The 25,943-nt window shown below is 71.5% G+C and carries 26 protein-coding genes; 16 read left to right on the forward strand and 10 right to left on the reverse strand.

Going from position 1 to position 25,943, the window contains the following annotated elements:
• Positions 1 to 497 precede the first annotated feature (497 nt).
• The 3 genes from HHX35_RS07240 to HHX35_RS07250 all read left to right on the forward strand — a co-directional run bounded on the left by HHX35_RS07240 (position 498) and on the right by HHX35_RS07250 (position 5,619).
• Positions 498 to 2,831 carry a sodium-translocating pyrophosphatase gene (locus tag HHX35_RS07240; protein WP_182898090.1) on the forward strand — a complete coding sequence of 778 codons (2,334 nt, stop codon included), beginning with the start codon at positions 498 to 500 and terminating at the stop codon, positions 2,829 to 2,831.
• A gap of 169 nt (positions 2,832 to 3,000) precedes the next feature.
• Positions 3,001 to 3,486 (forward strand): histidine phosphatase family protein, encoded by a 486-nt coding sequence (locus HHX35_RS07245; protein WP_259404829.1) that lies wholly within the window; start codon positions 3,001 to 3,003, stop codon positions 3,484 to 3,486.
• Positions 3,487 to 5,619: an FUSC family protein gene (locus HHX35_RS07250; RefSeq protein ID WP_182898091.1), complete on the forward strand. Its 2,133-nt coding sequence runs from the start codon at positions 3,487 to 3,489 to the stop codon at positions 5,617 to 5,619.
• Between the two features lie 4 nt (positions 5,620 to 5,623).
• Here the strand turns inward: HHX35_RS07250 and serB are convergent, their stop codons facing one another.
• Positions 5,624 to 6,847: a phosphoserine phosphatase SerB gene (gene serB, locus HHX35_RS07255; protein ID WP_240808868.1), complete on the reverse strand. Its 1,224-nt coding sequence runs from the start codon at positions 6,845 to 6,847 to the stop codon at positions 5,624 to 5,626.
• Between the two features lie 199 nt (positions 6,848 to 7,046).
• On the opposite strand from serB, the gene HHX35_RS07260 reads away from it, so the two are divergent.
• Both HHX35_RS07260 and HHX35_RS07265 read left to right on the forward strand, forming a co-directional pair.
• Positions 7,047 to 7,781 (forward strand): GNAT family N-acetyltransferase, encoded by a 735-nt coding sequence (locus HHX35_RS07260; RefSeq protein WP_182898092.1) that lies wholly within the window; start codon positions 7,047 to 7,049, stop codon positions 7,779 to 7,781.
• On the forward strand, positions 7,778 to 8,758 hold the full coding sequence (locus HHX35_RS07265; RefSeq protein WP_220505104.1) for a lysophospholipid acyltransferase family protein: 981 nt from the start codon (positions 7,778 to 7,780) through the stop codon (positions 8,756 to 8,758). Before HHX35_RS07260 ends, HHX35_RS07265 begins: the two co-directional genes overlap by 4 nt.
• A gap of 71 nt (positions 8,759 to 8,829) precedes the next feature.
• Here HHX35_RS07265 and HHX35_RS07270 read toward each other — a convergent pair whose 3' ends face one another.
• Genes HHX35_RS07270 through HHX35_RS07280 form a run of 3 tightly spaced genes read right to left on the reverse strand, consistent with a single transcriptional unit; the run spans position 8,830 to position 11,227 of the window.
• Positions 8,830 to 9,420 carry a hypothetical protein gene (locus HHX35_RS07270; protein WP_182898093.1) on the reverse strand — a complete coding sequence of 197 codons (591 nt, stop codon included), beginning with the start codon at positions 9,418 to 9,420 and terminating at the stop codon, positions 8,830 to 8,832.
• Positions 9,421 to 9,461: 41 nt separating this feature from the next.
• Positions 9,462 to 10,568: an S-adenosylmethionine:tRNA ribosyltransferase-isomerase gene (locus tag HHX35_RS07275; protein WP_259404830.1), complete on the reverse strand. Its 1,107-nt coding sequence runs from the start codon at positions 10,566 to 10,568 to the stop codon at positions 9,462 to 9,464.
• Positions 10,565 to 11,227: an SDR family oxidoreductase gene (locus HHX35_RS07280; RefSeq protein WP_182898094.1), complete on the reverse strand. Its 663-nt coding sequence runs from the start codon at positions 11,225 to 11,227 to the stop codon at positions 10,565 to 10,567. Before HHX35_RS07280 ends, HHX35_RS07275 begins: the two co-directional genes overlap by 4 nt.
• Positions 11,228 to 11,351: 124 nt before the next feature.
• Here HHX35_RS07280 and HHX35_RS07285 point away from each other — a divergent pair, with 124 nt between their 5' ends.
• Together HHX35_RS07285 and HHX35_RS07290 are read left to right on the forward strand one after the other, a co-directional pair.
• Positions 11,352 to 12,527, forward strand: coding sequence for a GAF domain-containing sensor histidine kinase (locus tag HHX35_RS07285; RefSeq protein WP_310738937.1), 1,176 nt, complete (start codon positions 11,352 to 11,354; stop codon positions 12,525 to 12,527).
• On the forward strand, positions 12,524 to 13,147 hold the full coding sequence (locus HHX35_RS07290; protein WP_182898095.1) for a response regulator transcription factor: 624 nt from the start codon (positions 12,524 to 12,526) through the stop codon (positions 13,145 to 13,147). The genes HHX35_RS07285 and HHX35_RS07290 overlap by 4 nt, the downstream gene beginning before the upstream one ends.
• A 12-nt stretch (positions 13,148 to 13,159) precedes the next feature.
• Here the strand turns inward: HHX35_RS07290 and HHX35_RS07295 are convergent, their stop codons facing one another.
• Positions 13,160 to 14,422, reverse strand: coding sequence for an amidohydrolase family protein (locus HHX35_RS07295; protein ID WP_182898096.1), 1,263 nt, complete (start codon positions 14,420 to 14,422; stop codon positions 13,160 to 13,162).
• Between the two features lie 175 nt (positions 14,423 to 14,597).
• On the opposite strand from HHX35_RS07295, the gene HHX35_RS07300 reads away from it, so the two are divergent.
• The 4 genes from HHX35_RS07300 (at position 14,598) to HHX35_RS07315 (ending at position 17,723) form a co-directional block, all read left to right on the forward strand.
• Entirely contained in the window at positions 14,598 to 15,068 is a 471-nt protein-coding gene (locus HHX35_RS07300; RefSeq protein ID WP_182898097.1) for a MarR family winged helix-turn-helix transcriptional regulator, read from the forward strand.
• 64 nt (positions 15,069 to 15,132) lie between these two features.
• Positions 15,133 to 15,597, forward strand: a complete 465-nt coding sequence (locus HHX35_RS07305) for a MarR family transcriptional regulator (protein WP_310738938.1) — start codon at positions 15,133 to 15,135, stop codon at positions 15,595 to 15,597.
• An 85-nt stretch (positions 15,598 to 15,682) separates the two neighbouring features.
• Positions 15,683 to 16,774: an NAD(P)/FAD-dependent oxidoreductase gene (locus HHX35_RS07310; protein ID WP_182898098.1), complete on the forward strand. Its 1,092-nt coding sequence runs from the start codon at positions 15,683 to 15,685 to the stop codon at positions 16,772 to 16,774.
• Positions 16,775 to 16,814: 40 nt separating this feature from the next.
• Positions 16,815 to 17,723 (forward strand): LLM class flavin-dependent oxidoreductase, encoded by a 909-nt coding sequence (locus HHX35_RS07315; protein ID WP_182898099.1) that lies wholly within the window; start codon positions 16,815 to 16,817, stop codon positions 17,721 to 17,723.
• 18 nt (positions 17,724 to 17,741) lie between these two features.
• On the opposite strand, the gene HHX35_RS07320 is transcribed toward HHX35_RS07315, so the two are convergent.
• Positions 17,742 to 18,467: a hypothetical protein gene (locus tag HHX35_RS07320; RefSeq protein ID WP_396779923.1), complete on the reverse strand. Its 726-nt coding sequence runs from the start codon at positions 18,465 to 18,467 to the stop codon at positions 17,742 to 17,744.
• Between the two features lie 71 nt (positions 18,468 to 18,538).
• Between HHX35_RS07320 and HHX35_RS07325 the strand changes: the two genes are divergently transcribed.
• The 3 genes from HHX35_RS07325 (at position 18,539) to HHX35_RS07335 (ending at position 20,507) form a co-directional block, all read left to right on the forward strand.
• Positions 18,539 to 19,327: an ABC transporter ATP-binding protein gene (locus tag HHX35_RS07325; RefSeq protein WP_182898101.1), complete on the forward strand. Its 789-nt coding sequence runs from the start codon at positions 18,539 to 18,541 to the stop codon at positions 19,325 to 19,327.
• A 178-nt stretch (positions 19,328 to 19,505) separates the two neighbouring features.
• Positions 19,506 to 20,255, forward strand: a complete 750-nt coding sequence (locus tag HHX35_RS07330) for a sulfite exporter TauE/SafE family protein (RefSeq protein WP_182898433.1) — start codon at positions 19,506 to 19,508, stop codon at positions 20,253 to 20,255.
• 6 nt (positions 20,256 to 20,261) lie between these two features.
• The gene (locus tag HHX35_RS07335) at positions 20,262 to 20,507 is read left to right on the forward strand and encodes a hypothetical protein (protein WP_205830246.1); all 246 of its coding nucleotides are present in this window, start codon (positions 20,262 to 20,264) and stop codon (positions 20,505 to 20,507) included.
• Between the two features lie 73 nt (positions 20,508 to 20,580).
• Here HHX35_RS07335 and HHX35_RS07340 read toward each other — a convergent pair whose 3' ends face one another.
• From HHX35_RS07340 to HHX35_RS07350, 3 genes are all read right to left on the reverse strand, one after another.
• Positions 20,581 to 21,489 carry a Rieske (2Fe-2S) protein gene (locus tag HHX35_RS07340; RefSeq protein ID WP_139574030.1) on the reverse strand — a complete coding sequence of 303 codons (909 nt, stop codon included), beginning with the start codon at positions 21,487 to 21,489 and terminating at the stop codon, positions 20,581 to 20,583.
• 101 nt (positions 21,490 to 21,590) lie between these two features.
• A complete protein-coding gene (locus HHX35_RS07345) occupies positions 21,591 to 22,142 on the reverse strand; it encodes an HD family hydrolase (protein ID WP_182898434.1) in 552 nt (183 codons plus the stop codon).
• Positions 22,143 to 22,437: 295 nt separating this feature from the next.
• Positions 22,438 to 22,644, reverse strand: coding sequence for a hypothetical protein (locus HHX35_RS07350; protein WP_182898102.1), 207 nt, complete (start codon positions 22,642 to 22,644; stop codon positions 22,438 to 22,440).
• Between the two features lie 514 nt (positions 22,645 to 23,158).
• Here HHX35_RS07350 and HHX35_RS07355 point away from each other — a divergent pair.
• Complete coding sequence (locus HHX35_RS07355) at positions 23,159 to 24,016, forward strand: helix-turn-helix transcriptional regulator (RefSeq protein WP_139574032.1); 858 nt, start codon at positions 23,159 to 23,161, stop codon at positions 24,014 to 24,016.
• A 63-nt stretch (positions 24,017 to 24,079) separates the two neighbouring features.
• A complete protein-coding gene (locus tag HHX35_RS07360) occupies positions 24,080 to 24,286 on the forward strand; it encodes a DUF397 domain-containing protein (RefSeq protein ID WP_182898103.1) in 207 nt (68 codons plus the stop codon).
• Between the two features lie 176 nt (positions 24,287 to 24,462).
• On the opposite strand, the gene HHX35_RS07365 is transcribed toward HHX35_RS07360, so the two are convergent.
• A complete protein-coding gene (locus HHX35_RS07365; RefSeq protein WP_182898104.1) occupies positions 24,463 to 25,911 on the reverse strand; it encodes a catalase in 1,449 nt (482 codons plus the stop codon).
• Positions 25,912 to 25,943: the final 32 nt, after the last annotated feature.

A 25,943-nucleotide genomic window follows, 5' to 3' on the forward strand; every position in this document is an offset into this window, starting at 1 on the left:
CGAAAGAGATCCCAGAGCCTCCGAGGAGAGCCGAGGGCTTCCGGGGACATCCGAGGAGGACCTTCAAGGACCTCGACGACCTTGGACGACCCTTCGGGGCCAGGTCTTCGAGGCGAGACCTACGAGCAGATCGAGTGTCGCCCCCGGCGTGACACTCGATCTTTTGCTATGCCCGGCCTAATTTCGGATGGACCGAAACAAGGGACAAGGGAGTACCGTAACCAGGGCGACCATCGCCGCCACGCCTCTGACTCCGCTGGTCAAAGCACGTTCATAGCGGTGCAAATGTTGGTCCATTACTGGACGCCGCCTCGATTACGGGGCACGAGGGCCTTCATATCCGTGGCGTCGCTGCGTAGACTCCCGGCACCGGCCAAGGTATTGCGGATGCAACCGGAAGCGGCACTTGCCAACCGCCCGGAAGTGCGCCGCACGGCCAGTCGGATCGTCGGCGCCGTCCGGGCAGGACCGAAACCCCGTCTGGCCGAGGAGGACGGATGTCTGCCTATCACGCCGCTGGCGAGAGCGCAGCGGTAGCGTTGAACGGATCCCATCTCACCCTTGTCATAGTCGTCGCCGTCGTGGCTCTGCTCGCTCTGGCCGTCGCGGGCGGCCTGGTGCGTGAGGTGCTCGCCGCAGGGCAGGGCACCGAGCGAATGCAGAACATCGCGCGGGCCGTGCAGCAGGGCGCCGCCGCGTATCTCACGCGGCAGTTCCGGACGCTTGCGATATTCGTCGTCATCATTCCGTTCCTGCTTCTGCTGCTCCCGGCGGGCTCGACCGGCGAGCGCATCGGCCGGTCCGTCTTCTTCGTCGTCGGCGCGGTGTTCTCCGCGCTGACCGGTTTCATCGGCATGTGGCTCGCCGTACGTGGAAACGTCCGTGTCGCGTCCGCCGCCCGCGAGTCGGGTGAGAGGACCGCGATGCGCATCGCGTTCCGCACGGGCGGCGTCGCCGGCATGTTCACGGTCGGCCTGGGCCTGCTGGGCGCCGCGATCGTCGTGCTGGTCTACAAGGGCGACGCGCCGAACGTCCTCGAGGGGTTCGGCTTCGGCGCCGCGCTGCTCGCGATGTTCATGCGTGTCGGCGGCGGCATCTTCACCAAGGCCGCCGACGTCGGCGCCGACCTGGTCGGCAAGGTCGAGCAGGGCATCCCGGAGGACGACCCGCGCAACGCCGCCACCATCGCCGACAACGTGGGTGACAACGTCGGTGACTGCGCCGGCATGGCCGCCGACCTGTTCGAGTCGTACGCCGTCACCCTGGTCGCGAGCCTGATCCTGGGCAAGGCCGCGTTCGGCACCGAGGGCCTGGTCTTCCCGCTGATCGTCCCGATGATCGGCGTGATCACCGCGGTCATCGGCATCTTCACCACGGCTCCCCGCTCCAAGGACCGTTCCGGCATGGCCGCCATCAACCGCGGCTTCTTCATCTCCGCCGCCATCTCGGCCGTGCTGGTGGCCGTCGCGGCGTTCGCGTACCTCCCGTCGAGCTTCGCCGAACTGTCCGGCGCCTCCGCGGACGTCGCCGCGCTCACCGCCGACCCGCGCCTGATCGCCATCGGCGCGGTGCTCGTGGGCCTGGTCCTGGCCAGCGCGATCCAGATCCTCACGGGCTACTTCACCGAGACCAACCGGCGTCCGGTGCGGGAGATCGGCGAGAGCTCGCTCACCGGTCCCGCCACCGTCATCCTGTCCGGCATCTCGGTCGGCCTGGAGTCCGCGGTCTACTCGGCGCTGCTGATCGGCGGCGCGGTCTACGGCGCCTTCCTGCTCGGCTTCGGCAACGTGACCGTGGCGCTGTTCGCCGTGGCCCTCGCGGGCACCGGCCTGCTGACCACGGTCGGCGTGATCGTGTCGATGGACACCTTCGGCCCGGTCTCCGACAACGCCCAGGGCATCGCCGAGATGTCGGGCGACGTCGAGGGCGAGGGCGCCCGCGTGCTCACCTCCCTGGACGCGGTCGGCAACACCACCAAGGCCATCACCAAGGGCATCGCGATCGCGACCGCCGTGCTCGCGGCGACCGCGTTGTTCGGGTCGTTCCGTACGGCGGTCGAGGGCGAGCTGGCCAAGGCGTCGGCGGGCGTGAAGGACGCCCTGGGCTCGTTCGCCAACTTCAGCCTGTCGGTGGACGCCCCGAACGCCCTGGTCGGCCTCATCGTCGGTGCGGCCGTGGTGTTCCTGTTCTCCGGCCTCGCGATCAGCGCCGTCGGCCGCGCCGCCGGCCGGGTCGTGTACGAGGTGCGCGAGCAGTTCCGCACCAAGCCGGGGATCATGGACGGCAGCGAGCTGCCGGACTACGGACGCGTGGTGGACATCTGCACCCGCGACTCGCTGCGCGAGCTCGCGACCCCCGGCCTGCTCGCCGTGCTGACCCCGATCGCGGTCGGCTTCGCGCTCGGATACGCGCCGCTCGGCGCCTACCTGGCCGGCGCCATCGCGGCCGGAACGCTGATGGCGGTGTTCCTCGCCAACTCCGGCGGCGCCTGGGACAACGCCAAGAAGCTGGTCGAGGACGGCCACCATGGCGGCAAGGGCTCGGAGGCGCACGCCGCCACCGTGATCGGCGACACCGTCGGCGACCCGTTCAAGGACACCGCGGGCCCGGCCATCAACCCGCTGATCAAGGTGATGAACCTGGTCGCGCTGCTGATCGCCCCGGCCGTCGTCGCGTACGCCGACAACGTCGCGGTCCGCGTCACCGCGACGGTCGTCGCGGTGGCGATCGTGGTCGGCGCCGTGGTCGTCTCCAAGCGCCGTGCCTCGGGCATCGCCCCGTCCGGCGAGGCCGACGAGGCCTCCCGTGCCACGGAGCCCGTCGCCCACTGACGCGGCTCACGACACGGCCCGAAGGTCCCTCGCTCATGGAGCGGGGGACCTTCTCCATACACTGAGCACTTATGGACAAGCCGAACGGGGGCAGGACGCTGGCGCTGATCCTGCTGACCATGGCGGTGATGATCGCCGTGATCGTGGGCCTCGCTGTCTGGGCCATGCCATGAGCGTCCGGACGCTCGTCGTGGTCAGGCACGCGAAGGCCGGCCACGCGCCCGGCCTCCCGGACAGCGAACGTCCGCTCACCCCCGGCGGTGAACGGGACGCCCGGGCGGCCGGAGAGGAGATCCGGCGATTGGTCCCCGGGCTCACCTCAGGGCTCACCCCGGGGCTCGTCCTGTGCTCGCCGTCGGTCCGCACCCGCAGGACCGCCGAGCTGCTCGGCCTCGACGCCCCCGTCGAGATCGAACGCGACATCTACGAGGCGTACCCCGACGACCTGCTCGGCGTGCTGCGCCGTACGGACGGCGAGATCGCGTCGGTCGTGCTCGTCGGCCACAACCCGGGCGTGCACGAGCTCGTCGCCGCCCTGACCGACGCCAGGCTCGACGGCTTCCCGCCCGGCGCGTACGCGGTGATCGAGCTGGACGTGCCCTGGGAGGACGTCGCCCCCGACACCGGACGGCTGGTCCATGTGAGCCGCACCTGATTGCGGCCCGGCAAGGCGGGTAATAAGAAGCGCCTGCCGCTCAGGAACGTCGTGCTCGCCAGGGCGCCGAGGCTGGAGGATCCACGCCTCGCGCTCGGTTTCGGCCTGACCGGGGCCGCCTGCCTGGTGATCCCGCTGCTCACCGGCCTGCTCATCGGGCACCCCGCGGGCGGCGCGACGGTCGGCCTCGGCGCGTGGCTGGTCGCGGCGCGGACCATCGCGAACCCCGCGGGCATGCGCACGCCCTACCTGCTCGGCGTCGTGCTGTCGGTCGGCGTGGGGACGTCGCTGGGGATCCTGCTGTCGGGCAGCAGCTGGCTCATGGTCCTGGTCGCCTCGGCCCTGGCCGGGCTGGGCGGCCTGGTGCGCCCGATCGGCGTCACCCCGGCGCTCACGCTGCTGCTGACCGCCGCCAACCCGCTGCCGCTCGACCCCGTGCCGCACACGGGCCTGCAACTGCTCGGCGGTCTGCTGGCGGCCGTCCTGCTCACCCTGCCCTGGCCGTGGCGGCGCACCCGCCCGGTCGTCACGATGCTGGGGGAGACGGCCGACATCCTGGCCGGGCTGATCGAGGCCGTGGCCGACCCCGCGGTGGGCCAGGACGAGTGGGACGAACGCCGGAGGAAGGCCGCGGACGCGATCGCCGAGGTCCGCATGGCCCGGGCCCGCCGCGTCCGCTGGGAGCGGTCGAGGGCGGCCGAGGACGTCGCGCTCGCGTTGCGCCGGGTGTTCCACGAGATCATCGCGTTGCGGGGGCTGTGCGACACGCTGGCCCGGCGTGCGCCCGGCGCGGCGGACGACGCGGGGCTCGGCGACCTCCTAGGCTCGCTGTCCGCGTCGCTGCGGGCCTACCTGGCCGAGTGCCCGCCCGAGCACGTGCCCGCCGTGGACTTCGGCGATCGGGTGGACCGGCTGCGCGACCGGGCCGCCGGCGGCGAGCGAGAGATGGTCGTGCTCGTCCTCCTCCGGCAGATCGCGCACAGCGCCGGGCGGATCCGGGAGGCGCTCGGCGGCTCCATCGAGGCGGCCCACCGCCTGTGCGCGCCCGGCCTCGATCTGGCCACGCTGGCGGTTCCCCCGTCGCTCGCCTTCGACGACCCGCGCGTGCGGCACGCCCTGCGGGTCGTGCTCGGCACCGCCTTCGCCTCGATCGTCATCGTGCTGTTCAAACCCGCGTTCCCGCACTGGCTGGTGATCGCGGTGCTGGTCACCATCCAGCCGACGTACGGGGAGACGCGGGCCAAGGTGTGGGCGCGGGTGGGCGGCAGCACGGCCGGCGGTCTGGTCTCGGCCGCGATCCTGCACATCGCGCCGGGTCACTGGACGCTCGTCGCGCTGATCGGGGTGTCGGCCGCGCTGGCGTTCGGCCTGGCCCCGACGCACCAGGCCTACTGGGCGACGTTCATGACGATGTGCGTGCTGCTGCTGCTCGACTTCCAGGTTCCGCAGACCGCGCGGATCGCCGAGTCGCGGGTCGTGCTGACCGTCGTCGGCGGCGTCATCGCCATCGCGTGCGCGCGGCTGCTGTGGCCGCGGGGGGAGACGGAACGGCTGGCCGAGCGGGTCGGCCGGATGCTCGACTCGCACGCGGCGGTCGCCCGGACGCTGGCGCAGCTGGCCAGGGGGAAGGCGGGCGCCGAGCGGGCCGAGGAGCGGATCAGGAAGGCCGCGGTGGACGCCGAGATGGTCACGGGGGCGCTCGGCTACATCGCCAAGGAACCCGGCGGCACCGCCCCCGAGGCCGTCGACGAGGCCTTGGAGGCCGCCCAGCGGGTCCGCGACGACCTGCTGACGCTGATCTCGGTGCTGCGCGACGAGCCCACCGGCGCCGGGCCGGTCCCCGACGTCCTGGACGCCGTGGCCGACCATCTGCGGGCCGCCGCGCAGGCCGTGCGGGGGCGGGAGCCGTACGAGCCGGCGGCGGAGGTGAGCCGGGGGCTCGCGGACGACGCCGTGTGGGTCGGCGCCCAGGCCGAGCGCCGCCTCAGCGAGCTGGAGGCGAACGCCACCGAGCCGGGCTCGGGAACGGCGCTGCTGCGCACCGCCGCCGTCGACCAGGCGCTGCGCTCGCTGGACGCCGACGCCGTACGGCTGTGCGCGGCGGCGGCCGGCGCCTTCGCGAACAGGCCCTGAGGTCTCAGATCATGGGGGGCGGCATGCCGTCCTCGGCGTCGGCCGCCTCGACCTCCTCGCGGGAGATGCCGAGCAGGTAGAGGATCGAGTCGAGGTAGGGCACGTTGACCGCGGTGTCGGCGGCCTGCCGCACGATGGGCTTGGCGTTGAACGCGATGCCGAGCCCGGCGACGGCGAACATGTCGAGGTCGTTGGCGCCGTCGCCGATCGCGACGGTCTGACTCAGCGGGATGCCCGACTCGGCGGCGAAGCGCTCCAGCGCACGGGCCTTGCCCGGCCGGTCCACGATCTCGCCGACGACCCGGCCGGTGAGCCGGCCGTCGACGACCTCAAGGGTGTTGGCGGCCGAGTAGTCGATGCCGAGGTCGGCCACCAGGGAGTCGGTGATCTGGGTGAAGCCGCCGCTCACGATGGCGAAGCGGTAGTCGAGCCGCTTGAGGGTCCGCACCAGCGTGCGCGCGCCGGGGGTGAGGACGACCTCCTTGACGACCTTCTCGAAGACCTCCTCCGACAGCCCTTCGAGCAGCGCGACCCGCCTGACCAGCGACTCGGCGAAGTCGAGCTCGCCGCGCATGGCCTCGTCGGTGACCCGGGCGACCTCGTCCAGGCACCCGGCGTGCCGGGCCAGCAGCTCGATGACCTCGTTTTGGATCAGCGTCGAGTCGACGTCCATCACGATGAGACGCTTGGCGCGGCGGTGCAGGCCGCTGCGCTGCACGGCCACGTCCACCTGCTGCGCCGCGGCCTCCGCGGCCAGTTCCGCGCGCATCGCCTGGGGGTCGGCGCCGGACACGGCGAGCTCGATGCACGTCACCGGATAGCTCGACAGCCGCTCGATCCTGTCGATGTTCGCGCCGCTCGCCGCGATCCGGCCGGAGATCCCGGCCATGGCGGCGGGCAGCAGCGGCGCGCCCAGGACGGTGACGTGCAGCCGTCCGCGTCGCCGTTTCTCCTTGGAGATCGTGCCGGTCGCGATCTCCAGGTCCATGTCGAGGTCGGCGGCGACCTGCTCGACGGCCGTCCACAGGCCGCCGATCGTGCCTCCGGTGCCGGTGGGCGGCCCCCCGGCGTAGGCGACGAGTACGCCCAGGGTGAGGCGGCCTCGGATGACGACCTGCTCCACGTCGGCCACGACGACCGGGAACCCGGCCAGTACGGAAAACAGCCGCGAGGTGACGCCCGGGCGATCCGGACCGGTCAGCGTGATCAGGAGCGTGCGCTGGTTCACGTTGTTTGAGGTTACTGCGCCGCTTGTCATGAGCGCGCACGAGGTTCACGATGCGGACGCCTTCATGCCCCCGCCCTGAGGCTCCGCTGTCATTTCCGCATGTCGTCATGGTGGTGGGCCGCGAAGCAGGCCAGTCCGGGACGCCCTGCGCCGTCCGCCTCATCGTGGCCGACACCCCCCGAGGAAGGACGCGACGCGCATGACGATCTCTCTGCAGTCTCAACACTCCCTGGGCTCCGGCCGCTACACCGTCGGGTTCGCCGAGAGCGCCGCGGACCTGCGTGCCGCCCAGCGCCTGCGCTACGAGGTGTTCGCCGGGGAGATGGGCGCCCGGCTCGACTCCCCCCTGAGCGGGCTCGACGCCGAACCGCTCGACGCGTACTGCGACCACCTCCTCGTCCGCGAGGGTGACACGGTGGTCGGCACCTACCGCCTGCTGCCGCCCCGCCGCTCCGACCGGCTCTACTCCGACTCCGAGTTCGACCTCGGCGCGCTGAAGGGCCTGCGCGGCGACCTGGTAGAGGCCGGGCGCACGTGCGTGCACCCCGACCACCGTGGCGGCACGGTCGTCGCCCTGATGTGGGCCGGAATCGCGCACTACATGACCAGCCGCGGCCACGCCTGGCTTGCGGGATGCTGCTCGGTGCCCCTGGACGACGGCGGCGCGGTCGCCGCCGGAGTCGTCGACCGGGTCCAGCTGGGGCCCGAGGAGTATCGCGTCACGCCGCACACGCCCTGGCGCGACGCCGGGGTCCCCCGCCCCGACCGGTTCGTGCTGCCGCCGCTGCTGCGCGGTTACCTGCGGCTCGGCGCGTGGATCTGCGGCGCTCCCGCCCACGATCCGGACTTCGGCACCGCGGACTTCTTCGTGCTGCTCTCCGTGGCCGACGCCGACCCCCGCTACCTGCGGCACTTCCTCAGGCAGTCGCGGTGAGCGCCGTCGCGCACCTGCCGGCGGCCTCCTCCGCCTGGCTGCCGGTGTCTCCCTGCGCGCCCGACGTCTGCCTGCGCGCGCAGGCGCGTACGGTCGGCCCCCTGCGGCGGGCCGCCCGACTGGCGGGCGCGGCCGCCGTGCTGCTCGCCGGTCTGCCGATCGCGCTCGCGCTGGGCCGTACGGCGCGGCGCGGGGCGGTCACGATGTGGTGGTCGCGTCTGCTGCTGCGGGCCCTCGGCATCAGGATCGTGACGCGCCGCGGGTTCTCCTGCATCGGGGGTTCGGCGCGGGCGCGAGCCGTGCCGGAGGAGGACGGGCCCGCCCTGCTCGTCGGCAACCACGTCTCCTGGCTCGACCCCCTGGTCATCACGGCGACCTTCGCCTGCCGCCCGCTGGCCAAGGCGGAGGTGGGCAGGTGGCCGATCGTCGGCACGCTCGCCGCCGGGGGCGGCGCGCTGTTCATCGACAGGGACAGGCTGTCCGCCCTGCCGGGGGTCGTCGCGGACATGACCGCCGCGCTGCGGCGCGGAGAGAGCGTGGCCGCGTTCCCCGAGGGAACGACGTGGTGCGGACGTGAGATGGGGCGCTTCCGGCCCGCGGTGTTCCAGGCGGCGCTCGACGCGGGGGTGCCCGTGCGGCCGCTGGCGCTGCGTTTCCTGGAGGGCACCGCGGTTCATAAAGGCGCTGCGGCCGGCCGGGGCGCTGGGGTTCATGGAGGTACGGGGGAGCGGGCCGCCCTTTCCACCCGGCCGTCGTATGTCGGGGACGACACGCTGCTCGCGTCCGTCCTGCGGATCGTCGCCACCAGGGACCTCGTCGCGGAGGTGACGGTCTTCCCCGCCGTGCGGCCGGACCGTCCGGCCGCGTACGGCGGGCCGGTTCACCGGAGGGAGGCGCGGACGGCGCTGGCGCGGATCGCCGAGGCTCAGGTCAGGACGGGGCTCATGGAGCCCGAGGAGCAGGCCGTGGCGGCCTGACGGGGGCCGTCACACGATCGACGGCGCCCGCCCGGCGAGGCCGGGCGGGCGCCGTGGTGGATGGACGGATATCAGCGGTAGATCGAGCTCTTCGACTTGACCCAGCCGATGCTGTCGCCGAACTCGCTGAGCAGCTCCCTGGGGTCGGTGTTCGTCGACGTGTCGACGACCGCGCCGCCGAAGTAGCCGTAGAGCTTGCCGCGGGCGGACCCGCTCACCTGGGCCTTCGCCCAGAACGTGTAGCTGTTGCCCTTCTTGAGACCGGGCAGCACGCACAGCGCCCGGGTCCGCTCCCGCGTGCAGTGCTCGTGGTAGTTGGAGCCGTGCGGGACGTAGATCCTGGTCTTGGTGACGTTCTTGGGGAACTTGACCGCGAGGAAGATCTCGTCGGTCTTGGTCCTGAGCTTGTTGATGAGCCTGACCTTGAACGACACCACGCGCCCGGCACGGACGCTGTAGGGATAGCTGATCTGGATGCGGACGGGCGCCGAGGCCGCCGTGGTCGCCGCAGACGCCGCGGACGCTGCGACCGCCGTGGACGAGGTGGACGCGGTGGACGCGGCCGACGACGCGGCGGAGGCGGGCGCGCCGGACGCGACCAGCGCGCCCGCGGCCAGTGGCACGGCCAGCAGCGCGGTCGGCTTGCCGATGAGGGTACGCATGCGGTCAGCCTTGACGATCGAGATCACGGTTTGATCACGTATCAGAGGATGAGATGGCTGTCGCCGAACTCGTGCCAGAGGTAGCCCTCCTCCAGCGCCGCCTCGTACGAGCGGGCCAGCACGCCGGTCCCGGTGATCGCCGACAGCATCATCAGGTGGCTGGAGCGGGGCTCGTGCAGGCCCGTGACGAGGCCGTCCACCGCTCGCACGCCTCCCGCCGGCGTGACGACGTGCGAGGTCCAGCCCGACGCCGCCCGCACCGTGCCCGGGGCGTGGGCGTCGAGGGCGGCGGTCTCCAGAGCCCGTACGACGGTCGTGCCGACGGCGATCACCCGGCCCCCGTGCTCGCGGGTGATGTTCACCAGCCGTGCCGTCCACGGGGAGACCGAGAACCACTCGGGATAGGGCGGTTCGTCTTTCTCCGGTGACGCGACCCCGGTGTGCAGCGTGATCGGCGCGACGCCGATCCCCCGGCTGACCAGGTCGGTGACGAGCTCCGGGGTGAACGGCCGGGCGGCGCTGGGCATCTCCGCGCTGCCCGGCTCGACCCCGAAGACCGTCTGGTAGTCGGCGAGCGGCCAGTCGCGCCCCACGTAGCCGTACCGGATGGGCACGCCGTGTGCGGCGAGGTAGGAGAGCACGTCGCGGTCCAGTTGGGCACGCCACAGGCGCGGCGTCTCCTGCGCCAGCAGGCGCAGCGTGGCCCCTCCCGGGAGCGGCAGCCACTCGCCGGGCGCGGCGCCGGAGTAGGGCGCCGTCGCCGTCGCCGTACGGCGGCGCAGCTCGACCAGCCACTCGCCGGACGCGAGGCGGCCGGAGAAGTGGACGGCCAGGCGGTCGAGCCGCACCGCCGCGGGCAGGGTGGCGGAGTTGTTGACCACCAGCAGGTCGCCGGGGGACAGCAGCGACGGCAGGTCGGCGAAGACGTGGTGGGTGACCTCGCCGGTGTCACGGCGGGACACCAGCAACCTGACCTCGTCGCGGCGCAGCCCGCGCGCCTCCGGCGGTTCGTGCGCCTCCAGTGGCGCCGCCAGCGCGAACTCGAACGATCCCCCCGCCCCGTACGGCCGGATCGCCGGGTTGGGGACGGCCTTCATGGAGGGCTCGGTCCGGGCCGGGACGGCGGTGTGGGGGTCCCTGGCGGTCATTCCAGCTCTCCCCGGGTGAAGCGGCCGGGGGCGGGGCGGGTGCCCACGAGGCGCAGCAGCGCCGGGACCACGCTCTCGGGCGGCGGCGCTGCCCCGGCCTCCTCCGGGCCCACGGCGTCGGCCAGCATGCGGGTGCGCATCTCGCCCGGGTCCACCCACCAGACCGCCACGTCGGGCTCCTCGGCGGCGAGGACGTTCGACACCTGGTCGAGGGCGGCCTTGGTCGCGCCGTAGCCGCCCCAGCCCTCGTACGCCTCGACGGCGGCGTCGGAGGAGATGTTGAGGATCGCGCCCCGTCGCTTGCGCAGCGCGGGCAGCGTCGCCTGCACCAGCGCGAGCGGCGCGATCACGTTCGTCTCGAACAGCGCGCGCAGCGCGTCCAGCGGATAGTCGGCGAGTCTGGGCATCGGGGCGGGGCCGAGCCCGCTCGCGTTGTTGACCAGGAGGTCCAGCTCGGGCACGGACTCGGCGAGCGCGGCCACGTGCGCCGGGTCGGCGACGTCTCCGGGGATGGCCTGGGCGCCGAGGTCGAAGGCCGCCGACATCAGGTCCTCCTCGCCGCGCGCGGTGAGGAGGAGTGACCAGCCGTCGGCGGCGAGCGCCTTGGCGAGAGCGAGTCCCAGCCCTCGCGACGCTCCGGTGATGAGTGCGTGCTTCATGCGCTTCACGCTAGAAATCAGCACGTCAGGCGCGCATCGGACCGAGGTCCGGCCGTCGCTCGGCAGTTGGGTCTAGGTCCTGCGGCCGACGCGGGCCCTTCGGCGGTGGTCCTAGTCTGTGTCCGTGCCCGAGCCTGCCGACCCCGCCGCCGACCCCGCCGCCGCCTCCGTGCGGGACCGCGACGCGGTGCTGCACGCGGTCAGCTCGGCCGTGCTCGCCGTCACCCGCCACCTGTCGGTCCGCGAGGTCCTCCAGGTGATCGTGCGGTCCGCGGCGCGGCTGCTCGACGCGAAGTACGCCGCGCTCGGCGTGCCGGACGACGACGGCGCGTTCGCCGAGTTCGTGGCCGAGGGCATCTCCGACGAGCAGTGGGAGGCCATCGGGCCCACCCCGCGCCAGCACGGCATGCTGGGCGCGATGCTGCGCGAGGGGACGCCGGTGCGGCTGCCCGACATCCGCAGGGATCCCCGGTTCGAGTGGTGGCCGAAGGCCCACCCCATACTCAAGGACTTTCTCGGTGTGCCGATCACGGACGGCGACACGGTCCTCGGGATCATCTTCCTGTCCAACAAGCGGACGCCCGGCGGGTTCGACGAGGCCGACGAGGAACTGCTGACGTTGTTCGCGGCGCACGCCGCCATCGCGATCACCAACGCCCGGCTGTACGAGCGGGGGCGCGAGCTCACGGTCGTCGAGGAACGCACCCGGATGGCCCGCGAGCTGCACGACGCCGTCAGCCAGAAGCTGTTCTCGCTGCGGCTGACCGCGCGGGCCGCCGCCGCGCTCGCGCGTACGGATCCCGAGCGGGCGGCAGAGGCGATCGAGCGGGTCGAGCGGATGGCGGGAGAGGCGCTGACCGAGCTGCGCGCGGTGATCGTGGAGCTGCGCCCGGCCGAGCTGGACCGGCACGGCCTGGTGGAGAGCCTGCGCAAGCAGGCGGCCCTCCTCGACCGCCTGCACCCCATGACGGTCACCTTCACGACCGAGGGCGAGCCGCCGGGCGACCGCGGCCTCGACCTGGCGCCCGAGATCGAGGTCGCCGTGCTCCGGGTCACCCAGGAGGCGCTGCACAACGCCGTACGGCACGCCAGGGCCGCCCGCATCGACGTACGGCTCGCGCATCGGGAGGACGCGCTGGTGCTGGAGGTGGCCGACGACGGCGCCGGATTCGATGAGGCAGGCGTGCACGGCTTGGGGCTGCCGTCGATGGGCGACCGGGCCCAGGCCGTCGGCGGCACGCTGACGGTCTCCTCCGTGCCCGGCCGCGGCACGACCGTACGACTGGAGGTGCCCGCGTGATCCGCGTGCTCATCGCCGACGACCACCCCGTCGTACGGCAGGGCCTGCGTACGTTCCTGGAGATCCAGGAGGACATCAGCGTCGTGGGGGAGGCGGCCGACGGCGCCGAGGCGGTCGAGATGACCGGCGCGCTCGCCCCCGACGTGCTGCTGCTCGACCTGAAGATGCCGGTGCTCGACGGCCTCGGCGCGCTCGCGGAGCTGTCCGGCCGGGACGTGCGGGTGATCGTCCTCACCTCGGTCAGCGACCGCGGCGACGTGGCCCCGGCGATGCGGGCGGGCGCGGCGGGCTTCCTCTACAAGGACGTGGACCCCGGCGCCCTCGTGCAGGCGATCCGGGCCGTGCACGGCGGGCAGGTCCTGCTCGCACCGGAGGCGGCCGAGGCGATGCTGGCCGGCCCGGCGGACCGCGAGCAGGACGGGGCGGGATCCGCGCTGACCGACCGGGAACGCGAGGTGCTGCGACTGCTCGCCGCCGGCCGTTCGAACCGCGAGATCGCCCGCGAGCTCGTGGTGGCGGAGAAGACCGTGAAGACCCACGTCTCCAACGTGCTCATGAAGCTCGGCGTGCAGGACCGCACCCAGGCCGCGCTTTACGCGGTGCGCCACGGCCTGGCCTGAGCGTCCGCCCGCTCACCCCGCCAGCCGGGCGCCGCGCCGCCAGACCGCCCGGATGTTCAGGGTGTCGCCGATGGCCGTGGTGGGGTCCCCGTCGACCAGGAGGAGGTCGGCGCGCAGCCCCGGGGCGATGCGCCCGCGGTCGTCCAGCCGGAACCGCCGGGCGGTGGCGGCGGTCGCCGCGTGGAGCGCCGCGGACGGGGCGAGACCGGCGCGGACGAGGTATCCCAGTTCGTGGTGCACGCTGGCGCCGTGGGCCAGCCCGCCGAGGAACGGCACGGGGATGGAGGCGTCGGTGCCGACGAGGACGTCCACGCCGGCCTCGTGCAGGGCCGCGACGGACGCCAGCACGTCGTCGAGCCTGCCCTGTGGGTAGCGGTTGAAGCTGCCGCGCAGGGTCTTGTCCCATCGGTCGTCGAGACGCCTGCTCACCCGCGGGTCATCGGCCAGCGCCTCGCCGGTCATCCCCATGAGCGAGGCGTTCAGGCAGACGCACGCGACGACGAAGGCGCCGGAGTCGGCGATCATCCGGATGATCTCGGGCGTGTGCGGGCGGTCCATGAACAGGTGGGCGAGGCCGTCCACGCCCGCCTCGATCGCCATGCGGGTGGCGTCGACGGTGAGTGCGTGGGCGATGGCGAGCATCCCGTGCCGGTGGGCCTCGGCGACGCCGGCGTTCAGTGTCGCCTGGTCGAGCATGGGAAGGCCCGGGTGCCCCTCGACGGTCCCGTCGTCCACCATGAACTTGATGTAATCCGAGCCCGAGGCCACGAGGCGAGGGATCCACACCACCGCCTCCCCGGGGGTGGTCACGTGCGGTTCCGGGGGAGGACCCGCCTGCCGCCGGTCACCCGGCGCGCCGTTCCCGGCGGGCGCCCGGCCGCCGTGCCCGATGAAGGGACGGATGTCGAAGCCTTCGGGGAGCAGTTCGCTGGGATGCCCGCCCGGCGCCGTGAGACCGAAGCCGGCGGAGCGGACGTCGGCGAGCGTGTCGTCGTCCTCGATGTGGGCGCGGTTGTGCCGGGTGTGCACGCCCTGCATCTCGAGTTCCGTCGTCACGCCGAACGTCAGGGCGAGCGCGAGGGAGTCCTCGCTGGTGTGGACGTGGGCGTCGATCAGGCCGGGGAGGAGGGTCGCCCCGGCGGCGTCGACGACCTCGGCGTCGGAGGGCATATCCCCTCCCACGGCGAGGATTCGCCCGTCGCCGACGAGCACCCCGGCGGGGCCGATCGGCCTCTCGCCGTCGAACACCCGGGCGTTGACGATGGCTGTCTTCATGGTCCGTCCCGTCTGCCGCTGATACATAGGTGCCTATGTAAGCAGATGCATAGGGTCCTATGCAAAGGCCGCGTACGGTGTCGGTAGCCTTTTGCCGGGTGGCGGACGGGTGCCCCGCGGGACGTGCCGTCACGTGCCCGGGCCGGACGCCAGGTCGATCGGGAGAGAGGCGCCGATGGAGGGCGAGGAGGAGCGGTGGGTTCCGGAGCGCTATGTCGCCTTCTGGATCAACAGCTCGTCGAGGAAGGTGGTCCGCCTCCATGAGCTGCGGCTGCGCCCCCTCGGGCTGAGCATGGCCAACGCCGCGGTGCTCCTGACACTGGCCGAAGGCGGCCCGCTGTCGCAGAAGGACCTGACCCGGTTGGCGCGGGTCGAACAGCCGACGATGGCCGAGATGCTGTCGCGGATGGAGCGTGACGGTCTGGTGCGCCGGCAGCCCAATCCCCGTGACCGGCGGGGCAGCCTTTTCTCCGTCACCGACCTGGCGCGGGACCGGCTCGACCTGGTGCGCGAGGCGCTGGTGCAGGGGGAGCGGGACGCGCTGTCCGGTCTCACCGACGAGGAGGCGGAGCAACTGATCCGGCTGCTCCGGCGCGTGGCCGACAACGTGGACCGGGCCGCCGCCCCGATCCAGTCGCCCCGATAGCCGTCTCCTCCGCATGCTTCGGCGGAAGCGGTAGTTCGTCTCGCGAATTGGTTACTCTGGACCGGTGAGTAAGGATGTCGGCGTCCAGATCGGGACGGTGGCCGCACTGGTGCGGTCCACATTCCTGGTGAACGCCGTGTACGCGAATTCCGCCCGCGAGTACGGCCTCACCCAGCAGCAGGGCCAGTTGTTGTGCGTCCTGATGGCGCAGCCCTACGGCATGAGCGAACTGGGCGCGATGCTCGGCCTGGCGAAGTCGAGCCTGACCGGTCTGGTGGACCGCAGCGAGCGCAACGGCCTGGTCCAGCGCACACCCGACCCTCAGGACTCCCGGGCGGTGCGGGTGTCGCTCACCGGGGAGGGCGCCGAGCTGGCCGACGAGTTCTACACCGAGACCTGCCGCCGCGTCGAGGAACTGGTCTCGGGGTTGGCGCCGGCGGAGCGCGACGCGCTCGCCGCCCTGCTCGGCCGCGTCGTGACGGACAACAAGGTCCCCAGCGTCTTCATGGAGCCGGACTCCACGCACTGAACCCGGGAAAGGTTGCAGTTCGTACTACGAACTAATATGGTTCGTAGTACGAACTGCATCCATTTCTTGCGTTGGAGCGTGAAAGATGAGTCGTACAGTCGTGGTCGTCGGCGGAGGCTACGGGGGTTCCGCGCTCGCGAAGGCGCTGGACGCCGAGGCCGACGTCGTCCTCATCGACCCCCGGGACGCGTTCGTCAACACGGCAGGCTCCCTGCGGGCGCTGACCCAGCCGGACTGGGCGGGCACCATGTTCTTCCCCTACGACCAGTGGCTCAGGCGCGGCAGGGTGGTGCGCGAGCGCGCGGTCTCGGTGGACCCCGGCGGCGTCACCCTGGCCTCGGGCCGGCGGGTCGAGACCGACTACCTGGTCCTGGCCACCGGTTCCAGCTACACCTACCCCGCCAAACCCGCCTCCGACTCCATGGACGACGTCCTGGACGACCTGCGCCGGACCCACAAGGAACTGGCCGGCGCCGAACGGGTGCTGATTCTCGGCGCCGGGCCGGTCGGTCTCGAACTGGCCGGCGAGATCAAGGAAGTCTGGCCGCACAAGCACGTGACCATCGTCGACCCCGCCGAGCGACTGCTGGCCGCCTTCCCCGAGGAGATGCGCCGGGAACTGCACCGCCAGCTCGATGGCCTGGACATCCACCTGCGGCTGGGCGCCGGCCTGACCGCACCTCCGGCGACCGAACCCGGTCAGGCGGAGACCTTCACCGTCACCACGACCGGCGGGGAGGAGATCACCGCCGACATCTGGTTCCGCGCCCATGGCGTGCGGGTCAACAGCGACTACCTCGCCGACGGCCGATTGACGACGCGTATGCCGCAGGGACGGGTTCCCGTCACCGAGACCCTCAACGTCCAGGGTTACGAGCACGTCTACGCCATCGGCGACATCACCGACGTCCCCGAGGCCAAGATGGCCGGGTACGCGATGCAGCACGCCGAGGTGGTGGCCCGCAACATCATCGCCCAGCTGCGCGGCGGGCAGCCGGAGGCCACCTACCGGCCGCTGCCCTACCCCATGATCCTGCTCCCGCTCGGTCCGCGTGGCGGTGTCGGCCAGCTGCCCAGCCCCGACGGACCGGTCGTCGTCCCGGCCGAGACCGTCTCGGCGTACAAGGGGGCCGACCTGTTCACCGGCCGCTTCACCGAGCAGTTCGGTGCCGCCTGACATGGACGAAACGCCTGTCCGCATACAGAAAGGCAGAACGTTGTCAGCACATGACGTCGTCTTCGGGTTTGGCGCGCATTCCGGCATCGAGGACATACCCGAGCTGTTGCGCATGGTCCAGCAGGCCGACCGGGACGGACTCGACATCTTCACGTTGTCGGACCATCCCTACCTCGGCGGACGTGTGGACGCCTACGCCGCGCTCGGCTTCATCCTCGGGCGTACGCAGCACATCGCCGGCTTCGCCAACGTCACCAACCTGCCGACCCGGCCCGCTCCGATGCTGGCCAGGATGGTGACGTCGTTGTCGGCGCTGTCGGGCGGCCGGGTCGTGCTCGGCATGGGCGCGGGCGGGCTGTGGGATCGCATCGCCGACATGGGGGTGCCGCACCTATCGCCCGGCGACGCCGTGGACGCCTTCGAGGAGGCGATCGTCCTGGTCAAGCTGCTGTCCGGCGGCGGCCCTCCGGTCACCTACCAGGGCAAGCACTACCAGGTGAACCAGATCGAGCCGGCCCCCGTGCCCGCGCCGCCCGTGTGGACCGGATCGGTCGGCCGCAAATCCCTTGCCGCCACCGGCCGGGTGGCGGACGGCTGGATCCCCGGCCACGCGGCCGACTGGCTGAGCGAGCGCTACCGCACGTCGCGGCCGGTCATCGACGAGGCGGCGGCCTCCGTCGGCCGCGATCCGCGCGAGATCCGCACGGTCTTCAACTTCCCCGGCCGCATCACCGACCGGCCGCTGCCCGCCACCCGTGACTCGGAGGGCCGCTGGATCGGCGGCTCCGTCGGCCAGTGGGTCGAGGAGCTGACCGGGGCCGTGCTGGAGCACGGCGCGTCGGGCTTCACGCTCTTCTCCGCCGACCACGGCGCTCCCGGCCGCACCCTCCTGGCCCGCTGGGCCCAGGGCGTCGTGCCCGCCGTCAGGGAGGCGATCGCCAAGCGGTGAGCCCGGTCCGGGCGCACGTCAGACCTGGGACTCCACGATCGCGTTGTGTGCGGCCACCCTGGCCCGCCGTACGGCGCGGTCGAGGTCGCGCAGGACCTGCCCGCGTGCGGCGACCTGCCCGGAGGTGAGCCCCCGCTCGTCGGCGAGGCGGAGCGCGGCCGACAGCCGGGCGGCGAGGGCGCCGACCCGGTGCGCCCTGCCGGGATAGCCGGGGGCGAGGGCCTCGCCCGCGCGGTCGAGCGTGTCCGGCGCCGGGAAGCCCTGCGCCGGGCCGCCCACGCCCAGCAGCGCCTCGGTGGCGGCCATCATGGCGGTCCGCAGCGCCTGCTCCGCCTCGGCCAGCGACGGCACGTCGGGCGGGACGGCCGACGCCTCGGTCACGGTCCAGCGGATTCCGGAGTACGACGAGCCGCGCCTGTCGGCGGACGGCACGAGACCGAGGCACCGGCCGGACAGCACGGCCACGACGGCCTGGCCCGCGTCGATCGCGGCGCCGTTGAAGGCGGGCGGGCCGGTGAGCCCGAGCGGGTCGCCGGGCACCGGCAGGGCCAGCCGGAACGCGCCGAGGCCTTCGATCCGCCGGTCGACGAGGTAGGCGAGCAAGGGGGTCTCGACGTCATCCGCCGCCACCACCTGGGGCCCGGCCTCGCGCTCGACGCGGTCGAGGGCGTGCTCCAGACTCACGTGTCCCCCGAGCCAGGCATTGCCCCAGGCGACGAGCGTGGCGGAGATCGGTGAATCGATGCGCACCCGATCCACGATATGTGGTCGGACTGCCATAGTTTTATCTCAGCGAACCACGGGAGGGGGCCCACATGGGCGGTCAGGTGCTTCAGCTTCAGGACGTGGCCGTCCGCAGGGACGGCGCCGCCCTGCTGCGCGGCATCGACTGGAGCGTCCGGGAAGACGAGCGCTGGGTGGTGATCGGGCCCAACGGCGCGGGGAAGACGACGCTGCTCCAGGTGGCCGCATCGCTGCTGTTCCCGTCCGAGGGCTCGGTGGAGATCCTCGGCGAGCGGCTCGGCCAGACGGACGTGTTCGACCTGCGGCCCCGGATCGGCCTGGCCAGCGCGGCCCTGTCGGAGCGCATCCCGCCGGAGGAGAAGGTCATCGACCTCGTGCTCACCGCGTCGTACGCGATCCTGGGCCGGTGGACGGAGGAGTACGACTCCCACGACGTCACCCGGGCGGTCGAGCTCATCGACCAGCTCGGCTGCGCCCACCTGATCCGGCGGCGCTTCGGCACGCTGTCGGAGGGCGAGCGCAAGCGGGTGCAGATCGCCCGGGCGCTCATGCCGGACCCCGAACTGCTGCTGCTCGACGAGCCCGCCGCCGGGCTCGACGTCGCGGGCCGCGAGGACCTCGTACGCCGCCTCGGCGCGCTGGCCCGGGACCCGAAGTCGCCCACGATGGTGCTGGTCACCCACCACGTCGAGGAGATCCCGGCCGGGTTCACCCACGTGCTGCTGCTGCGGCACGGCTCGGTGGTCGACCAGGGGCCGATCGACTCGGTGATGACGCCGGAGAACCTGTCCGCGACCTTCGGCGTGCCGCTGCATCTCGACCGCGGCCAGGAGGGCCGCTGGTACGCCCGTCCCCTCTGACCTCCACGCGGAGCCCGGCGCCTACCCTTGGCGGATAGCCGTACAGCGAGGGGCGCGCCGTGTTCTGGACTGAGGAGCGCGCGGGAGCGAAGCGACCAAGCGCGACGAGGGAAGACACGGCCTCAAAGCGCCCCGAGCAGCCGAGCGAAGCGAGGCAGGTAAACAGGGAGAGGTGCGAGTGACGCCGTGGGAGGCGGCCGCGGTCTTCGCGGCCGGTGTCGGGGCCGGGGCCATCAACGCCGTCGTGGGATCGGGTTCGCTCATCACGTTCCCGACGATGCTGGCCGTCGGCTTCCCGCCGATCGTCGCGAACGTGTCCAACAACGTCGGCCTCGTGCCCGGCGGCGTGACCGGAGTGCTCGGCTACCGTGCCGAGCTGAAGGGGCAGCGCGAGCGGCTGCTCCGGCTCGGCGTCGCGTCCGTGATCGGCTCGCTCGCCGGCGGGGTGCTGCTCCTGCGCCTGCCCGCCGAGGCGTTCAAGGTCATCGTCCCGGTGCTCATCGCGGTGGCCTGCCTCCTCGTGGTGTTCCAGCCGAGGATCAACGAGTGGCTGGCCGTACGGCGCAGGCCGCACCCGCACGGCGGGCCGTGGCTGTGGCTGGGCGTCCTGGGCGCGGGCATGTACGGCGGCTACTTCGGCGCCGCCCAGGGAATCGTGCTGATCGGCCTGCTCGGCAGCTTCCTCGACGAGGACCTGCAACGGGTGAACGCGGCGAAGAACCTGCTGTCGCTGCTGGTCAACGCCACGGCCGCGGTGCTGTTCGCGTTCATCGCGCCGGTGGACTGGGCCGCCGTGCTGATGGTCGCGCTCGGCTCGGCCGTCGGCGGCTTCCTCGGCGCCCGCCTGGGCCGCCGGCTGCCCGCACCCTTGCTGCGGGGATTCATTGTTGTCGTGGGAATCGTGGCGATAGTGAAGCTGGTGTCCTGAAAGGGTATGTCTGCCCTTGTGAAGGGCGACCGGGTGGAGATCGTCATCGATGCGGGGGGCACCCCGCGCACCTACGAGGTGGTCGCGACCAGGGCGGGCCGCCGGATCGAGATCACGACGGGCCGCGGAGTGGTCGAGGTCACCGAGGTCACGCGGGCGGGCACTCCCGTCCGCACCGCGAGGTTCATGTCCAACCGCGTGCTCGCGCTGGTCGAACATCCCGCCGACGACCGCGGCCCGGACACCGGATGACCCGGGCCCGGGCGCGGAACGCGCCGCCGCGGTGAGTCGCCGTGGTGAGTCGCCGTGGTGAGTCGCTGTGGGATCACTCCGCGGGACGGACCTGGATGACGCCGTCCTGCCGCAGCCGGGTCTGGAAGGCCGGCTGGCGCGACGTCGCGGGACCGTGCATGACCCGGCCGTCGGAGATGCGGAAGGCGCTGCCGTGCCACGGGCAGACGATGCAGGCCTGGCCTTCCTCCATGGCGACCCGCCCTTGGTGGAGAGGGCCGGCGAGGTGGGAGCAGTTGTCCGCGAGCACGCTCACGTCGTCGCCGAGGCGCAGGACGAAAAGGTCGATGTAGCCGAGCCGCCTCCGGACCGGCCGCCCGTTGGGCAGGTCCTTGAGCGCGCACAGGTCGTGCCAGCCGAGCGGCATGAGGTGGCTGACCGACTCCGCGTGGTTGGCCCCGGCGGCCTGGCGATAGGACATGTGGCTGCCGAGGTGCGCACCCGCGGAGGCCGCCGCGAGTCCCGCGTACGCCAGCATGCGCCCGGCGCGTTCACGTCCCGTCACCCGTAAGAAGAGAGAGCCCGTGTAGCAGAGCGCCGCGGCGGCGTTCGTCATGGCGTGCACCAGGCCCACGCGCTGCTGTTCGCGGTGCAGGGTGGACCAGTCGGTGAGGCCGGCCGCCACTGTGGGAACGGCGGTGCCCAGTCCCGCCAGGATCAGCGTCCGCGCCGCGCGTGAGCCCGTGTTGGTCATGTCCACCACGCTCGCCGACAGCCAGCAGCCGAAGGTCGTCACGGCGAGCGCCGGGTGCAGCGGGTGTCCCATGGGCACGCCGTGCAGGACGTCTCGCAGCTTGCCCGGGCCGAGTCTGCGGCGCACCTTCTTGGATATGACGGTGATCGGCCGGTCGAGCACGGTGGCCCGCTCGAGCCCGTCGAGGAGCTCTGCCGAAGGGACCCTCCGTGCCGTACGGCCCGCACGCGGCCTGGTCGTCTCTTCCATGTCTCGCCCCCTAACAGGGGATCACGTACCCCCGCGTCACAGGTGTGAACATGGACAGGCATGAGACGGTATATGCGAGTTTCGGGCCGGCAGGTTCCCGATCAGGGCGCCAGATGACCCCGGGCGACCGAGCTGGCGACCAGCTCCGCGGCGTACTCACCGAGCGTGGGAGACCCCTCCTCGACGAGCCGCACCTTCTCCATGACCTGGCCGGCCGTCACCTTGTAGAGCGACCAGGTGCCGCCCTCGTTGTGGTGGTTGGCGATGATCGGCGCGAGCCGGTCGAGCGCCTTAGCGAACCTCGCCTCCGGTGTGCGCCGCTCCTCGAACTCGTCCCACAGGCCGCGCAGCCGCGCCCCCTGGTCCTCCGGGAGCAGCCCGAAGATCCGGTCGGCCGCCGCGCGTTCGAGGGCGGCCTGCCCCTCGACCGCGACCGGGTCGTAGATGAAGGTGTCGCCGGCGTCGACCTCCACGATGTCGTGGACGAGCAGCATCGCGACCACCCTGGACATGTCGGTTCCCGGGGGCGCGTGCTCGGCCAGCGTCATCGCCATCATGGCCAGATGCCAGGAGTGCTCGGCGTCGTTTTCGCGGCGCGATCCGTCCAGCAGCGTGTTCCGGCGGATGACGCGCTTCAGCTTGTCGATCTCCATGTGGAAGGCGAGCTGGGACTGGAGCCGTTCGTGGATGAGCGCGGTCGTCACGCGCGCAAGCCTAACCGGTCACGATCAGCTCGTAGCGGATGCTCGGCCGGGCGCCGTCAGGTCCATGAAACGCACGCCCTTCTCCCGGCCGGCGACGCGTCCCGCCTTGTCGTATGCGGTCACGGTGACCGGAGGGCTGTCCAGCACGTGGTGGTCCTTGACCCGCCCCCGGGATCATGGCGGACCTTTGAGGTTCTCGCGGAGCGTCAGAAGGTGAAGAGGGTGTCGGACGGTGGAATGGGCGTCAGACGGTGAAGAGGCGGCCGACCTCCTCCAGTTCGCGTACGAGGTCGAAGCGGGGGTCGCGGTAGTGGCGGGCGCCGAAGCCGGTGCGGCTCACGGTCCATTTCAGTTCGCGCGCCCACCTGTCCTGGTCGGCGCACAGCGCCAGGTCGGCCATCGTCATCCGGATTTTGATCAGTGATAACCAGGCGGCACCGGGGGGATTCACCAGGAGACTCCTTTCGGAGGGGTGCCAAGCGGAGATCTTGTCGTCCTGAATTCGTCATACGGAGGCGCGTCCCATCCCCGGAACGGCCTATTCGGTGTTCGCTGTGCGATGCGAGCGCCGCGACGCCCGCCGAATGTCGAAATCCCGCTGGCCCGGATGCCTCCCGTTTTCACGCGCACCCGAAGCGGCCGGCGCCCCTCGCCGGGCGCGTGCCCCGGATGGGGAAGCGGGTCTCGGAGTATTTCGCCGGCGACCGCCGGCGCCCCCACACTCCGAAAGACCCTTCCCGCATCGATCGTGACTCAGGACGCAATGCCCTGCAATACTTGACGAAAAGAAATCCGCAAGAATCTTGTGCGGATACGCTGCAAATTACGGTGCAAGTTGCACGAGCGGGCGCGGTAATCTTCGAACAGGGCGCCCCTCATCCGCGCGCCCGATCCGCCAGGGCGCGCCCACCATCCGTGCGTCCACCGCAACCACCGGATTCACCGGATGAAGGAGGTCGGCAGGGGTGCCCGAGCACGGCAGTCCCACCGTCCGCCGCCGTCGGCTGGGGCAGGAACTGCGCCGGTTACGCGAGCGCGCCGATCTGACGGGCGACCAGGTCGCCGCCCGGCTCGGCTGGTCGGCAGCGAAGATCAGCAGAATCGAGACGGCGCGCACCTCGCCTCGCACGAGCGATGTTGAGGCACTTTTGGTGATCTACATGGTAGATTCCCGCCAACGCCAAGAGCTGCTCGCCCTGCACCGGGACGCGACCCGGAAGGGCTGGTGGGAGGATTACCGCGACTCCCTGCCCAAGGAATACACGACGTTCCTTGGCCTGGAGGCCGAGGCCACGGCGGCACGCGACTGGGAACCCCAGGTGGTGCCGGGTCTGTTCCAGACAGAGGCGTACGTCCGAGCCATGATGGAGAGCGGACAACGGAGCACCCTTGAGGCGCCGGGCGGCGTCCGCAGCCGGATCGAGGTCCGGATGGCGCGCCAGCAGGCGGTTCTCAGGGCGGAGAGCCCGCTGGCCATCTCGGCCGTTCTGGAGGAGTCGGTCCTGCTGCGCCGGTTCGGCGACCACGAGGTGATGCGGGAACAGCTCAGGCGGTTGATCGAGGTGTCAGAGCTGCCGAACGTCGAGTTGCGGATCCTGCCGCTCGACGCGGACCATCCGATCAACACCGGGGCGTTCTGCCACCTCAAGGTGCCCGAGTTCCACGACGTCGTGTACCTGGAGGCACTCCTGGGCGGGCGTCTGGTGGAGGACGAGGCGATCGTCTACCGGTACGAGGTGGCATTCGACTACCTGGAGACGAAGGCCCTCGACGTGGACGACTCCCGCCGGTTCTTGGAGAAAACTGTCCGTCACTGGCGTTAGCCAGCTCTAGACCGCCTCGGAAACCCGCGCGACATGCTTTCCGGGGGGAGAAAAACATTGTCCATGAACTCGAGTGACCTGTCCGGCGCCGTCTGGTGGAAGAGCAGCCGGAGCTCTAACAACTGCCAGTGTGTGGAAGTGGCCGTACTGCCCGACGGCCACGTGGGTGTGCGCGACAGCAAGAACCAGGACGGTCCCGCTCTCGTCTTCACCTCCGCGGAATGGGACGCCTTCATCGGTGGCGTTAAGGACGGCGAGTTCGACCTTTAACGAGTTCGACCTTCAGCGAGTCCGGCCTTTGGCGAGTCGGCCTTCCGCGAGGCGAGTCCGGCCGGATATCTCGACCTCGGAAAACGGCGCCTGCAGAGCGCTCGTGACGACGGTCGCGGACGCGCGTACGGCCCGCGCCCGGAAAGGGGCGCGAGCCGTACGTGAGGGGAAGGGGGTCAGGCGACGCCGAGCCCCTGCGCGACGCGCTGGCCGAGGTCCTTGTGGATGTTGGTCCAGTAGTCGACCACGCGCTTCTTCATGTCGGCGGTGACCTCGGGAGCCGAGGCGTGGCCGACGATGTTGCTCACCATGTGGTCGCGGTCGACGTCCGAGAGCACGTTCTCCCACAGCGCGCGCGGCTGGACGTAGTCGTCGTCCTCGCGGTGCCTGACGTGGGCGCTCCGGATGATCTCACCGGTGACCTGGTAGTTCTCGCCCTTGTAGAGCGACGGGTCGGCCGCGGGGCCGTTGACGCTGTTCGGCGCGTAGACCGGGTCGCCCGGGTTGCGGTAGCGCATCTGGCCGTCGCGGTTGTAGCTGTGCACCGGCACCTTCGGCGCGTTGACCGGAAGCTGCAGGTAGTTCGGCCCGATGCGGTAGCGGTGTGCGTCCGGGTAGGAGAACAGGCGGCCCTGGAGCATCTTGTCGGGAGAGGGTCCGACGCCCGGCACCAGGTTCGCCGGCTCGAAGCCCGCCTGCTCGACCTCGGCGAAGTAGTTCTCCGGGTTGCGGTTCAGCACGAACCGGCCGATGGCGATCTCCGGGTAGTCGGAGTGCGGCCAGACCTTGGTGAGGCCGAACGGGTTGAACCGGTAGTCCGCCGCGTCCTCGAACGGCATGATCTGGATGTTGACCTTCCACGCCGGGTGGTCGCCGTTCCTGATGGCGGTGTGCAGGTCGCGGAGGTGGAAGTCCGGGTCCTCCGCCACCAGCGCCCTGGCCTCGGCGTCGGTGAGGTTCTCGATGCCCTGCTCGGTCTTGAAGTGGTACTTGACCCAGAACTTCTCGCCCGCGGCGTTGTACCAGAGGAAGGTGTGCGACCCGAAGCCGTGCATGTGCCGCCATGAGCGCGGCGTGCCGCGGTCGGTCATGAGGAACGACACCTGGTGGGCCGACTCGGGCGACAGCGTCCAGAAGTCCCACTGCATGTTGTGGTCGTGTGTGTGGGTGTCGGCGCGGCGCTTCTGCGAATGGATGAAGTCGGAGAACTTCGACGGGTCGCGGATGAAGAAGATCGGCGTGTTGTTGCCGACGATGTCGTAGTTGCCGTCCTCGGTGTAGAACTTGATCGCGAAGCCGCGGGGGTCGCGTACGGTGTCGGCGCTGCCCAGCTCGCCGGCGACGGTCGAGAACCGCAGGAAGAGCGCGGTCTCCTCGCCCTTCTGGAACAGCTTGGCCCTGGTGTACCGGCTGACGTCCTCGGTGATCCGCAGCACGCCGTACGCGCCGCCGCCCTTGGCGTGCACCACGCGCTCGGGGACCCGCTCCCGGTTGAAGTGGGCCATCTTCTGGATCAGGTAGTGGTCCTGCAGCAGAAGCGGGCCGTTGGGGCCGACGGACAGCGAGAACTCGTCGCTGGGAGCGGGAATCCCGGCGTCGGTGGTGGTGATGGGCCTGTCGGTCATGGGGCCGTCCTCCGGGGTCACTTCATGGAACC

It is taken from the genome of Microbispora sp. H10830 (genome assembly GCF_014161375.1).
GTDB classification, from domain to species: Bacteria; Actinomycetota; Actinomycetes; order Streptosporangiales; family Streptosporangiaceae; genus Microbispora; species Microbispora catharanthi.